The sequence below is a fragment of the Chryseobacterium sp. MA9 genome (assembly GCF_024399315.1).
Lineage (GTDB): Bacteria > Bacteroidota > Bacteroidia > Flavobacteriales > Weeksellaceae > Chryseobacterium.
Genome location: NZ_CP075170.1, coordinates 1,809,472 through 1,822,907 on the forward strand (window position 1 = coordinate 1,809,472; position 13,436 = coordinate 1,822,907).

At 37.4% G+C, this 13,436-nt stretch carries 9 protein-coding genes; 1 reads left to right on the forward strand and 8 read right to left on the reverse strand.

What is annotated here, in order from left to right; all coding sequences use genetic code 11:
* Positions 1-411 precede the first annotated feature (411 nt).
* The 8 genes from KIK00_RS08195 to KIK00_RS08230 all read right to left on the reverse strand — a co-directional run bounded on the left by KIK00_RS08195 (position 412) and on the right by KIK00_RS08230 (position 12,771).
* Complete coding sequence (locus KIK00_RS08195) at positions 412-2,598, reverse strand: TonB-dependent receptor domain-containing protein (protein WP_255816069.1); 2,187 nt, start codon at positions 2,596-2,598, stop codon at positions 412-414.
* 381 nt (positions 2,599-2,979) lie between these two features.
* A complete protein-coding gene (locus tag KIK00_RS08200) occupies positions 2,980-3,531 on the reverse strand; it encodes a DUF2652 domain-containing protein (RefSeq protein ID WP_255816070.1) in 552 nt (183 codons plus the stop codon).
* Positions 3,532-3,590: 59 nt separating this feature from the next.
* Positions 3,591-5,003, reverse strand: a complete 1,413-nt coding sequence (locus tag KIK00_RS08205) for an efflux transporter outer membrane subunit (protein ID WP_255816071.1) — start codon at positions 5,001-5,003, stop codon at positions 3,591-3,593.
* Positions 5,004-5,020: 17 nt separating this feature from the next.
* Positions 5,021-8,161, reverse strand: coding sequence for an efflux RND transporter permease subunit (locus KIK00_RS08210; RefSeq protein WP_255816072.1), 3,141 nt, complete (start codon positions 8,159-8,161; stop codon positions 5,021-5,023).
* Positions 8,162-8,170: 9 nt separating this feature from the next.
* On the reverse strand, positions 8,171-9,316 hold the full coding sequence (locus tag KIK00_RS08215) for an efflux RND transporter periplasmic adaptor subunit (protein ID WP_255816073.1): 1,146 nt from the start codon (positions 9,314-9,316) through the stop codon (positions 8,171-8,173).
* Between the two features lie 218 nt (positions 9,317-9,534).
* On the reverse strand, positions 9,535-10,449 hold the full coding sequence (locus KIK00_RS08220) for an AraC family transcriptional regulator (RefSeq protein WP_255816074.1): 915 nt from the start codon (positions 10,447-10,449) through the stop codon (positions 9,535-9,537).
* A 76-nt stretch (positions 10,450-10,525) separates the two neighbouring features.
* The gene (locus KIK00_RS08225) at positions 10,526-11,272 is read right to left on the reverse strand and encodes a metallophosphoesterase (RefSeq protein ID WP_255816075.1); all 747 of its coding nucleotides are present in this window, start codon (positions 11,270-11,272) and stop codon (positions 10,526-10,528) included.
* Positions 11,273-11,382: 110 nt separating this feature from the next.
* Entirely contained in the window at positions 11,383-12,771 is a 1,389-nt protein-coding gene (locus KIK00_RS08230) for an MFS transporter (protein ID WP_255816077.1), read from the reverse strand.
* Positions 12,772-12,914: 143 nt separating this feature from the next.
* On the opposite strand from KIK00_RS08230, the gene KIK00_RS08235 reads away from it, so the two are divergent.
* Positions 12,915-13,385: an Lrp/AsnC family transcriptional regulator gene (locus tag KIK00_RS08235; protein WP_255816078.1), complete on the forward strand. Its 471-nt coding sequence runs from the start codon at positions 12,915-12,917 to the stop codon at positions 13,383-13,385.
* The last annotated feature ends 51 nt before the right edge of the window (positions 13,386-13,436 follow it).

Here is a 13,436-nt window from a genome sequence, read left to right on the forward strand (position 1 = left end):
ACAAAACTCTACTATTTATAATTATTTGATAGAAAATTAAACAGATTCCAGATTGGGATCTGTTTTTTATTTAATACTAAATATTCTTTAGATCTGCTTAATCTGCGAGTAATAAATTTAAACGCAAAGGTTAAATAAAAAAGTAACATTTTGAAAAAAGCTTTATAGTAACGTGTACGCTTAGAAAGAATCAATTACATTGATTTAAACCTTTGCTCCCTTAAAGAAATTATATAATAAAACTTTGTGTTAAAATCTAAATTCTTTTTCTCCCACAGATCACAAAGAATACATATATTTTTTAAACAAACCCCAAAACGTATTTCACTTCTTCCCTCTTCCAGCTTCTTACTAAAATAAAAAGCAGGTTCCAAATGGGAATCTGCTTTCATTTATCTAACAAGTCTTGGATTATTTTCCGCCGCCGCCATTTTTCTCTACGTCGGTTTTTGTATTCTCTTTTACTTTCTGGTTTCCGAAACGCTTTACAAATGTAAGAGAAACTCCATACCAGTCCCATTTTGAATACTCTCTGAAAGTTCCGTCCGGGCTATAAGTGGTATTATCTCCATAAGGTCTTTTAAAAATATTCATCAGCTGCATACTAAGCTCCATCTGAGTTTTCGGGAATATTTTGGTAACTGAAATATTGTGGAAGACGTTGGTATTATTAGCATATGAATTCCCGTTATTCTCATTGGCAAGCTCTACCCACGCACTTAGATTAATGTTTTTATTGAACAGATTGGTATAAGAAACATTCGCAGAGGCTCCCCAATAGCTGATATAGTCTTTAGCGCCTAACTTATTTTTTTCGTTAAAATCTTTATTATTAATATAATACCATCCAAATCCGGCATTTACATTCAGCTTATTTTTCAGGAAATTCTGATTTGTATTGGCAAAAAGATAATACTTTTCAACTTTTCCATCGAAGTTCCCCGGTAATGAAACTGTTCTTCCGTTTTCAGTAACATAAGTAGTCCAGTAATCCTGATTGGTATGCATATATCTTGCAGAAATAAAGTACTTTTTCAGAATTCCAAACTTCAGATAAAGCCGGTCATTAGGATTCGGATTCAGATAAAGATTTCCTCTGGAATAGGTACCGTTAATTTCAGGCATCAGAAAAGGATTAAACTCAGAATACCATGGTCTCCAAATGCTCCGGTTATAAGTAAGGCTCAAATCAAATTTCTCTGAAAAACTATATTTCAGCAATAGATTGGGAAGAAAAGTTCCGTAAGAATCTCGTCTCTCTGTACCTGCTACATCCTGTCTTACTTTATAGTCAATATATTCATATCGGAGTCCGATTCTTGTTTCCAGCTTTTCGAAGAATGTTTTGCTGTAATTAGCATATAAAGAGCTCAGATTATCTTCATAATGGAATCTGTCATTTTTGGACAGATTATAATATTCCGATGCAGGATTATTGATGCTGAATCCATAGAGACTATTGGGAATAACATGATTGTTCAATTCGGTTTTCCCTCCTACTTCCATTGTACCTCCTGATTTACCAAAAGGATGTGTATAATCAATTTTCAGATAATAATTACGCATTTGGTTTGTACTGATAACTCCCAGCTGCTGATCTGTTTTCACACCCTGCTTATCAATTTGTTTGTCAATCAAATTATCATTATTCTGACTGGAATAGTTGGTTCCCAAATTAATATCTAAAATTCTATTCTTTTCTTTATCATAGTATTTATAGAAAGCATTAGTCCCAAGATTACGGCTGAATCCCCAGTTATTTTGAGTCTGGTGAAAAGATTCACCCGGATCTCCATCTTTTGAAGTCATCCCATCAGATTCTGCTGAATTTAAATTCCTATTCTGTGAATACTCCAGTACAAATCCGAAATTATTTTTATCATTGATTTCAAACTCTGATGTAGAAGAAATAGAAGGGCTTTCATTTCTCATTATGTTTTCCAGATTGAATTGGGTAAGCTTGTTACCTTCATATCGGTTATCCCAAGTCTGGGTCTTCCGCACATAATTTCCGTTGCTGTAGCTTCCTATAAAAGTTTGGGTAAACTTTTTCTTGTGGTAGTTCAGATTAAAATTCGTGTATTGTGAATTCTTGGTGCTTTGCCTGTTGTTCAGAGAGATACTTCCTTTCAATCCTTCGTCATCTCTCTTTTTCAGGACAATATTGATAACGGAACCTGAAGTTTCATATCTTGATGAAGGGCTGGTAATCACTTCAATTTTCATCAGGTTATCCGCAGGGATTGTCTTAAGATATTCTTTTAATTCTTTCCCTGTAAAAACAGATTTCCTGTCATTGATGTATACCGTAACCATCTGTCCTTCAGCTTTTATATCATCATTATTATTAATACTTACCAAAGGAGTCATTCTAAGAACGTCCCATGTTGTATTTCCTGCCAGAATTGCACTGTTAGCTACATTAAATACAGTTCTATCTACTTTAGATTCTACGGTTGGTTTTCTGGCAACCAGAGTAACCGCTTCTATTTCTTTTGTATTTCCTTTTACAGTATCCTTTGCTGCCGGGGCCTGAGCCTGCTGAGCCATTGCTAATGAACCTGCTACTATCGCTATTGGAAATAAAATTACTTTCATGTGAGATTATAGTTTTTTCTATAAGACCATTATCTTCACAAGTTTGTTACATCAAAAAGTAAAAAAAATAAAATAAATACTTAATTCCCAATAAGATACCTACTGAAAACGAGCTATAAGTTAAAAAATAATAGAAAATTCTCAATAAAGCAACATAATATAAATTACTTCCATAATAAATATTCTTAAAAAGACATTTTATCTGTAATTTAAATTTTATTAAAAAAATTACACTTTGTCATTGATGCGTGAATCTTTTATTATAAAAATAAGTTGCTCATTCATTAAATTCCAAAAGTCCCACCAACAAAAAAAAGCCCGGATCTCACCCGGGCCGCTAGCAATAGCAAATTTACAAGGATTAATATTAAAAAATATATGCTAGTTTAAATTTTCAAAATAATGGATAACGCCTACCTCAGGCAGACGAAGCGGATCTTTATTAAAATCAGACTCCTTATTCCTGCTGTTTTCCAGAAATGAATTACTGAAAAGAGCATAAGAAGGCTGTTCTGCCAGTCCGTTTTTCAAAAGCTGATGGGCTTCCACAATCGTTTTCCCATATAACTTTCTGAAGTTTCCAATATTGTATTGTGAAAAAGATCCATAATGAACAATAAACTTGAGAGCCAGATCAATGGTAGTGCTTAAACTCTTACTCAGCTCCTCTATCTTTCTGTTGAAAGCGCTTCTCATCTTCCACAGCATTTTTGAAATACTCTGGTAAGACGGGTTTTCATCATAACGGTAAAATAAAATGGCATCCCCCTCAATCTCAGAAATTTCAAAATACTGATCGTTCACATCAATCAGTGTAGACAATAGCTGTCTTACAATATACTCGCCTGTATACAATTTTGTATTGAACACAAATTCGGTAAATCCGCTGAAATCCGGGATTAAAATGATCCCCTCCTGTATATTTGTCTTCATAATGATAATGGATTAAAAACCTGCTTCATCATTACAGACGAAGCAGATTCAATTTTACTTTATTGCCATCCGCCACCTACAGAGCGGTAAAGAGCTGTAATAGCATTCAGTCTCTGGGTTTTCAGAGAAGCCAGTTCTAATTCTGCCTGAAGTTTGTTTGATTGAGCAATGATCACCTCTACATAAGTTGCTGAATTATATTTAAATAATAAATCAGCCTTCTTCACTGCTTCACCGGATTTCGCGGCCAGTCCTTCTGCAATTTTCTGCTGTTCTTCCAGTTTCTGAATCTGTACCAATGCATCAGAAACTTCACCTACTGCTTTTAAAACAGACTGTTTAAAGTTGAGTTCCGCCTGATCCGCCAAAACTTTAGACTGTTCATACTGTGTTTTCAACTGTTTTCCATTCAGAATAGGCTGGGCTACAGCTCCTGCTACCATTCCAAAAAGTGATCCCGGAACACTGAACCATTTACTGATCTGGAACGCATTTACACCACCCTGCGCTGTAATATTCAGTGACGGATACATGCTCATTTTGGCAACATGAATTGCTGCTGCACTTTTTCTGACTTCAAGTTCTGCCGTTTTAATATCCGGTCTGTAACTTAATAATTCTGAAGGAATCCCTGCAGCAATCTGATCCGGAGACTGTACATTGTTCAGGCTTGCGCTTCTCTCAATCTTTCCTGGCATGGAGCCGGTCAGCAGACTCAAAGCATTTTCCTGAGTTATAACAGAACTTTCAATAGCGGGAATTGATTTCAGAATCTGATCTTTTACAATTTCCTGCTGCTGTACTGCCAAAGCTGTCGTTAATCCCAATTCCTGTTGTTTAGCCAGAAACTTCAGGGTAGTGTCAGCATAAGCCAGATTAGATTTTGTAATTTCCAGCTGAGTATCCAGCATTAACAAGTTATAATATCCTTGTACAACCGCAGACACCACTTGTGTTTTTACCGCCTTTGCTGCTTCCTGTGTCTTAAGATATTCTGCCAAAGCCTGTTCTTTTCTTCCTCTGATCTTGCCCCAGATGTCTGCTTCCCAAGAAAAACTAAGAGAAGTTGTATAATCTTCCATATACCTTTTTCCCATGAACTGTCCGGCCATCATCCCGTTCATACTGTTATCTGAAGGACGGTTGATATTCGCGTTGGCAGAGGCACTTACGGTCGGAATATTTCCCCATTTACTTTGAGTATAAGCCAGGGATGCAAATTCTATCTGTTTTAAAGCCACCTGAAGGTCATTATTCTGCACCATAGCTTTATCAATCAAGCCTACCAGAACCGGATCTTTGAAAAAATCTTTGTAGCTGATCTTAGCAATATTTTCATTTTGTCCTGAAACAATACTATCACTTCTGAAAGCTTCGGGCATTTTTACCTCAGGCTGTTCATATTCCTGAACTTTACAGGAAATTGCCGTCCCTGAAATGAATGCGATATATGCAATATTTTTAATTTTCATTTTTAAAATCATTTGAATTAATATTCCCAATCCGCATCTGTTACTACCTTTCCGTTGATTCTCTCGTGCAAAGCCTGGAAAACCACGAAAAGAACCGGAACCACAAAAATTCCTAAGACTGTTCCGAAAAGCATCCCTGAAATTGCAGCATATCCGATAGAATGGTTCCCCATAGCTGAAGGCCCTACCACAAAGATCAATGGCAGCAATCCTGTAATAAATGCCAGAGAGGTCATCAAAATAGGACGTAAACGTGCTTTTGCTCCTTCCACAGCAGATGCAATAAGGCTTTTTCCTGCTCTACGCCTTTGAATCGCAAATTCTACGATCAGAATACCATTCTTTGCCAAAAGCCCGATCAGCATCACCAAAGCAATCTGTACATAAATATTATTGGATAATTCCGCGAATGTAATTCCTACAAATACTCCTGATAAACCTACCGGAATAGCGATCAATACAGCTAACGGAAGAATATAACTTTCATACTGCGCTGATAAAAGAAAGAATACAAATACAATACATAACCCGAAGATCATAACAGATTGCGAGCTTGAACCTGCTTCTTCACGGCTCATTCCTTTATAATCGTAAGTATATCCCGGAGGAAGTACCTGCTTGCTCACCTCTTCAATCGCGGCCATAGCCTGCCCGGTACTGTATCCCGGCGCTGCCATTACCGTTAAGTTGGATGAATTGAATAGATTGAAACGGTCTACAACCTCAGCTCCTGTTACCTGTTTCAGGCTTACCAATGTATTGATAGGAACCATCTGACCTAGATTATTTTTTACAAAAATTCCGTTCAGGGATTCTTTATCCTGTCTTGTCTCTGGAGTGGATTGCACCAATACTCTGTAATACTTTCCGAATCTGTTGAAATCCGAAGCCTGAATACTTCCATAATATCCCTGCATCACACCCAGTACATCAGAAACATTCACACCCAGCTGAGCAGACTTCACTTCATCTACCAATACTTCAAACTGCGGATATGTAACATCGAAGGTGGTAAATGCTACTGCTACCTCCGGTCTCTGCATCAGAGCTCCCATCATTCCATAAGAGATGTTACCTAAATTCTGAAGTTCTCCATTGGTACGGTCCTGAAGCACAAGCTCCATACCACTCGTATTTCCGAAACCGTCTACCGTAGGCGTATTGATCACAAGAAAATTGGCTCTTTTGTCCTGAGAAAGCATTCCCTGCGTTTGTCCTATGATATCATTGATGTTATTCACAGCTCCTCTCTCACCTCCTTTTTTTAATTTAACGAAAATAGAAGCTGCTGAAGAAGACATGGAACCACTGAATAGGTTTAATCCGTCTACTGAAATCACCTTGTCCACAGCAGAATTTTTCATCAATAAGTCTTCTGTATCGGAGACCACTTTTGAAGTTCTGTCCTTTGATGCTCCAGGAGCAAGATTTGCCGTTACAATAATGAAACTCTGGTCTTCATCGGGAATAAATCCTTTAGGTGTTGTCACAGACATCCATGCGAATAAACCTCCGAAGGCTACAATTATGATCAAGGCCACCCACTTTCTTTTTAAAAGGAACAATACAGCTTTTCCATAACGAAAAGTCAGTTTATTGAAACTTGCATTGAAACCTGCAAAGAAACGGTCTTTGAAATTCATTTTTTCATGCGTTCCGGGATGGTGTTGTTTTAAGAATAAAGCACATAATGCTGGGCTCAGTGTCAATGCATTGATCGCTGAAATTACAATTGCAATCGCCAGTGTTAATGCAAACTGCTGGTAAAATAATCCTGTAGAACCACTCATAAAGGCTACCGGAACAAATACCGCAGACATGATCAACGTAATAGAAACAATGGCTCCTGTAATCTCACTCATTGCCGACATGGTAGCGGCTCTCGGATTCAGTTTTTTATGTTCCATCTTGGCATGAACGGCTTCTACAACTACAATGGCATCATCCACTACAATACCGATTGCCAGTACCAAAGCGAACAATGTAAGAATATTAATAGAGAATCCGAAAACCTTCATAAAGAAGAACGTTCCTACAATAGATACCGGAACTGCAATAGCCGGAATCAGGGTGGAACGGAAATCCTGAAGGAATATATACACCACAATGAATACCAGAATAAATGCTTCTATCAATGTATGAATCACCTGTTCTATGGACTGATCCAACGCGTCTTTTGTTGCGTATGGAATTTCATAATCCATTCCTGCCGGGAAAGATTTTTCCAGTTCTTTCATTCTTTCCTGAAGAGCGATCTGCACCTCATTGGCATTGGAACCTGCCATCTGGAAAATCGCCATCGTTACGGACGCTTTTTTATTATAATTGGAAGAAACCGTATAACTGTAAGCCCCGAATTCTACTTTAGCAATATCTTTTAATTTTAAAACTGAGCCGTCATTCAATGCTTTGATGGTGATATTTTCATATTGTTCCGGTTCTGTAAATTTTCCTTTGTACCGGAGAACATATTCCATTACCTCTTTACTTCTCTCTCCCAATCTCCCGGGTGCTGCTTCAAGGTTTTGAGTCTGAATAGCACGGGAAACGTCAGACGGAGTAAGATTGTACGAAGTCAGTTTATTAGGATCCAGCCAGATACGCATGGAGTAATCTTTATTTCCATACACCATTGCATCTCCTACTCCCTTTACCCTTTTCAGTTCCGGAACGATGTTGATTTTCGCATAGTTTTCAAGGAAAAGGTCGTCCATCTTTCCGTCTTTACTGGTCAGGGAAACCATTGCAATCATACTGTTCTGTCTTTTCACCGTGGTTATTCCTGCCTGAATTACCTCTGCAGGGAGCTGGTTGGTCACCTGAGCTACCCTGTTCTGCACGTTAATAGCCGCCTGGTCAGGATCTGTTCCCAGTTTAAAAATAACAGTAATACTCAATGTACCATCGTTACTTGCTGTAGAAGTAATATAGTCCATATTTTCTACTCCATTGATTGCGTTTTCCAACGGTGGAGCTACAGACCTTGCGATTGTTTCAGCATTGGCTCCCGGATAGGCAGCGGTTACCATAACGGTAGGCGGTGCAATGTCTGGAAATTTGGTAATTGGTAGACTCACCATACCAACGATCCCCAGAATAACAAGCAATACGGAGATCACCGTTGCCAGTACGGGTCTTTTTATAATTTTCTTTAACATGATTTCTTCTTACGATTTTTTCTGTTGAGCATTTTTCTTTTGTGCCACTACAGGAGTTCCCGGCTGTAATCGGTCGAAACCGCTGGTGATATATTCGTCTCCTGCCTTAAGTCCTTTGGCTACAATGAAATTATCGCCGGCTTTTCCATTCACTTCAACGGGAAGCATGGCTGCTTTCCCTCCCTGAATGGTAAACACAAACACTTTATCCTGAATGGTTCTGGTAGAAGCGATAGGAAGCAAAACAACATTGCTGTAGAACTGATCCAGTACAATTTTACCGGTATTTCCACTTCTCAAAAGATTATTGGGATTGCTGAATTTTGCTCTTAATGTAATAGATCCGGTTGTTTTATTGAACTGTCCCTCCACAGCATCAATCTTTCCTTTTTCAGCATATTGCTCACCACCGGAAAGAAGTAATGATACTGCCGGAGTATTTTTGATCACCTCACCAATACTGCCTCCTGAGTATTGTTTCTGGAAATTATTAAAATCATTTTCACTCAAACTGAAATACGTATATACCTGGTGAATGTCTGACAGCAAGGTAATCGGTTCCTGATTTCCCGGAGTCATCAAACTTCCCAAACGATAGTTGAATCTCCCGATAAAACCACTTACCGGAGCTTTAATCGTTGAGAAATTCAGATTGATTTTTGCAGATTCAATAGAAGATGTTGACTGACTTACGGCTCCTCTTGCTCCATTGTAAGCAGCTTCTGCTTCTTTCACCTGAATTTCGGAGACCATTTTGTTCCTGAACAGTTCTTTTTTTCTGTCCAGATCAATTTTAGAAGTTGAAAGGTTGGCCTGAGCGGTAATCAAAGCTGCCTGAGCACTTTTCAGCTGCTCACGGAAAACCTGATCTTCAATTTTGAACAGAGGCTGACCTGCTCTCACAAAGTCTCCTTCATCCACAAAAATTTTGCTTAAATATCCTGTTACCTGAGGTCTGATCTCCACATTGGAAACACCCTCGATAGATGCTGCATATTCTCTGGAAACAGAAGCCTCTCCCTGTGTTACCTTTGCAACAGGTAATTCCGGTGCCTGCTGCTGGTAACCTTGGTTTTGATTATCTTTCCTACATCCCGCCAAAACGATCAGCGAGAGGAAAAGTAAAGTCGATTTTTGAATAAAAAATCTTTGCATAACAATAGTCCTTTTAAATTTTCCGGACAAAAATCGAACGAAAAAAATTCAATAGGATTATTCAAAAAACTCCTTGTTTTGTCAAAAAGACTCCTTATTTTAAAAAACATGAGAAATATCATTCATAGACAATATAAATGACAATATTCATTATTTTTAATCGAAATTATAGTTGAAATTTGGTAAAAAGACGTCTAAAAATCATAAATCACTGATTATCAGTACAAATCATCTTTTCTGTATTCCAAAGGAGCCCTTCCTACATGTTTTTTGAAAAACTTACTGAAAGACGCCTGATCAGAAAACTTCAATTGTGATGCCACTTCACTGATATTCAGGTTAGGGTTTCTCAGCAGTAATCTGGCTTCTACAGCCAAGACCTGATGTATAATATCTCTGGGGGATTTGAAAACTGTTTTATTAATGACTTTCGTAAGGTATTTACGACTGATAAAAAGTTTGTCGGCATAGAACTGAACATTATGCTCTTCTTTGAAATGGTCCTGAACCAGCTTAAAGAAACTGGTAGTCAACTCATCTTCTCTATTGGTTACCTGATGAGGTTTTTCTGTTTTCTTGAAATAATTATCAATTTCATAGATCACCAGTGAGAAATGATGCCAGATCATTTCATTAAAATAATAATTATCTTTTTCCTTATCATTCAAAACCTTAAGTTCATCGAGATGGAAATTCAGTTTCCTATACACATCCGGTTCATTTCTGATGATATGGGTAGGATCTGATGATAAGCTCTTCAGAACATTATTTGACTTATAATTAAAACCCGCATCAGCAATAAAATTCAACGAGAAGAAAATATATTTAGCGTTGTAATCTTCAGTAATTTCATCCAGCCAAAAAGTTTCTAACATTGGACAAAAAACAATATCACCCTTGGAAACCTCATAGCTCTTATCGTCCAACCTGAATGTAACCCCTCCTTCCTGTATCATAAATATACAGAAATAATCTGAACGGTAAGGAATATTCGGCTTTATGATATAATTGGCCTTATCAATTTCCATCACAACAAATTCCTTGATTCTAAGATCAAACTCAACCTGCTGCAGCACTACATCAAAAGCTAACTGCGAAACAAAATCAGATTTTGGCTGGGATTTTTTAGACATTGGAAAGAAAATTAAGCACGAAGATAGTAATTAAGGTCAAAAAACTGAAAATACCAATCAGTGAATTACCTCTTTGCTAAACAACGATAATCAATTCTTTATCATATCCGTTGTATTTTTCATCGATATAGCCGTGGGGATTACAGATTACCTCTGTTTCTTCAATTGTATATCTGCATGGCGTATGAATATGCCCGTGAATCCAGTACAGCGGTTTATATTCTGTAATTAAGTATTCCAGATCGGAGGCATAAGCAGACGTTACCGGATCTTCCTTATAGCGCTCCGGAACAGATTGTATACTGGGTGCATGATGAGTAACGACTATATTTTTAAGACCTTTTGAACTTTCAAGACTCTCTTTTAACCATTCTTTTGAAAACTGATGGATTTTGAAGGTATCCAGTGTTCTCATTTTCGAATAGGAAGGATCTTTCCTGATCATTTTGTAATCATTCATTTTGGACTGGCAAAGCATTCCATATTGAACCGGATTCCCAAAGATGGAAAAATCCGTCCATAAGGTGGCACCATGAAAACGAATACCGTCAATATCTACAAATGAATTTTCCAATACGTGAACATTAGAATTCAAGGAAGCGTCTATGATCTTATTGAGTGTTTTTGGATATGAACCTTTATAGTATTCATGATTGCCCAAAACATAAATTACAGGTTTATTGGGAATTGCATTTTTAATCCATTCAATTCCTTTGGTTCCCAAATTGATATCACCTGCCAAAACAACAATATCAGAATAATCAAAACATAATTCCGTACTCCCAAATTCCCGATGAAGATCACTGATAACCTGTATTTTCATGATGTATAGTAAAAATCAAAGATAATAAAGCAAAGCGGAAAGACAAAAAAAGAACCGATACCTAAGCACCGATCCTTCCTCATATAGTTTGTGTATTTTTAGGCCGCTTGCTATGAAACAGCTACTTTTGCCTGTTTCACTTTTAAGCTTTTCAATATAAAATAAAACAACATTCCGAGCGCCAGAAGAGCATAACTGATTAAAACAACCAGATTCAGACTTCCTACTGAAAACTCTGAAGGAAAGATCTGGCTCATTAAAGTCATGAAAGACAGCCCAATACCGGCTCCCAAAAAGTAACTTGTAGAACTCAAACTTGATGCCAATCCGTAGTGTGAAGGTTCAACATCCTGGATTCCCATTACTGAAAGCGCGGTAAAACAAAAAGTCATTCCTATTCCTGAAATACATGCTGCCCCCAACAAAACTACAGCTAGCGGATGTCCGGTATAAACGGAGATCAATAGTGACAGCCCTCCCATCAGCATAAACAACCACCCTAATACTCCCATTTGGGAAGAGCTCAGACGTTTTGACACATGAGGCAGAATAAATTTAGCAGTCAAGGCAGATATGATACTGAAAGGAACAAGCATTAATCCTGCATAAGCAGCACTATAGCCCATATCTTTCTGCAGCATAAGGGAAATCAAAAATAAAAACCCGATAAAAAATGCGCCCAATGTAAAGAATACGGCATTTGAAATCACTAAAGATTTGTGCTTGAATAATTTTAAGTCAACCAAAGGTTCAGCAACGGATTTCAATCGGTAATATACCATAACCAGCAGTAATACTGCCAGAATCAAAGAGCCTATGACCAGGAATGGCTGTTCTTTAATATGGACTAATTCATGTGTACCGTAAGTAAGATTTAAAAGTCCAAGCACCATTAATATTCCGGAAACCATATCTGTTTTCTGGGCGGTTTCATTTTTCTCATCTGCAGGCAGATAGTAATAAGACAGCACAATTGTCATTAAAAGAATAGGCACATTAATCAGGAACACCCAGTGCCAACTCAGGTAGGTACTGATAATTCCTCCTACCGAAAGACCACTTCCCGAACCGATAGCAGCGAATGAACTGAAAATTCCGATTGCATGATTTCTTTCCTGCTCTCCTCTGAATGTATTGGTGACAATGGATAACGCAGACGGCATTACCAACGCGGCTCCCAATCCCTGTAAAGCACGGAAAATAGCCAGTACCTCAAAGTTTTGAGACAATCCCGCACCTAATGAAGTCAGCATAAAAATCATGGCTCCGAGTAAGAACATTTTCTTTCTTCCAATCTGATCTGAAAGCTTTCCGCCAATGATCAGAAATCCTCCAAAGAACAGTACATAAAGTGTCTGCAGCCATTGAACGGTCTCTGCTCCAATCTGAAACTGCTGCTGAATAGAAGGAATTGTTAAATTAATAATGGCAATATCCAAAGCCTCCACAAATGTTCCTACCGATGCTAAAATTAATATTAAATTCTTCCTTGTATCCATGTTTCAAATTTCCTGCAAAATTAAAATTAACAGAACGTATTTAAAAATTTAACCTTAAATTTGGAACAATATTAAATATATAAAATATTTAAAAGGACAAAACTACTGATACACTAAACAACAACCTATAAAAACAGAACAAAATGGCAACTGAAAATTATATACCTGATGAAAAAGACTTATCGATCCTTCGTCTTCTTCAGAAAGATGCCAAGATGAGTATCCGTGATATTTCGGCAAGAATCAATTTAAGTTCTACACCTACCCATGAACGTATCAAGCGCATGGAAAAACAGGGAATCATTAAAGAATATGCTGCTGTTGTAGACCGTAAAAAAGTCAATAAAGGGATGATGGTTATCTGTATGATCGCATTGAGTGTTCACAATAAAAAAACTGCTGGAAAATTTATTGAGGATGTAGGCAAGCTGAAGGAAGTTGTAGAGTTTTATAATATCAGCGGTGATTTTGATTTTATGCTGAAGATCCTTGCTCCCAATATGGATGAATTCCATGAGTTTTTTGTGAACAAATTATCAGAAATTGAAGGAATTGGCCAGACCAAGAGTATTTTTGTGATGAACAGCATCAAGGAAAGTGCTCAGATTGTTTAAACCAAAATAAAAAGCAGCTGTATGAAAATATACAACTGCTTTTTATTGTAA

Coding starts and splice junctions, on each gene's coding strand:
- KIK00_RS08195 (WP_255816069.1), bottom strand. CDS start 2,598: ATGAAAGTAATTTTATTTCCAATAGCGATAGTAGCAGGTTCATTAGCA.
- KIK00_RS08230 (WP_255816077.1), bottom strand. CDS start 12,771: ATGGATACAAGGAAGAATTTAATATTAATTTTAGCATCGGTAGGAACA.
- KIK00_RS08205 (WP_255816071.1), bottom strand. CDS start 5,003: ATGAAAATTAAAAATATTGCATATATCGCATTCATTTCAGGGACGGCA.
- KIK00_RS08225 (WP_255816075.1), bottom strand. CDS start 11,272: ATGAAAATACAGGTTATCAGTGATCTTCATCGGGAATTTGGGAGTACG.
- KIK00_RS08215 (WP_255816073.1), bottom strand. CDS start 9,316: ATGCAAAGATTTTTTATTCAAAAATCGACTTTACTTTTCCTCTCGCTG.
- KIK00_RS08235 (WP_255816078.1), top strand. CDS start 12,915: ATGGCAACTGAAAATTATATACCTGATGAAAAAGACTTATCGATCCTT.
- KIK00_RS08210 (WP_255816072.1), bottom strand. CDS start 8,161: ATGTTAAAGAAAATTATAAAAAGACCCGTACTGGCAACGGTGATCTCC.
- KIK00_RS08200 (WP_255816070.1), bottom strand. CDS start 3,531: ATGAAGACAAATATACAGGAGGGGATCATTTTAATCCCGGATTTCAGC.
- KIK00_RS08220 (WP_255816074.1), bottom strand. CDS start 10,449: ATGTCTAAAAAATCCCAGCCAAAATCTGATTTTGTTTCGCAGTTAGCT.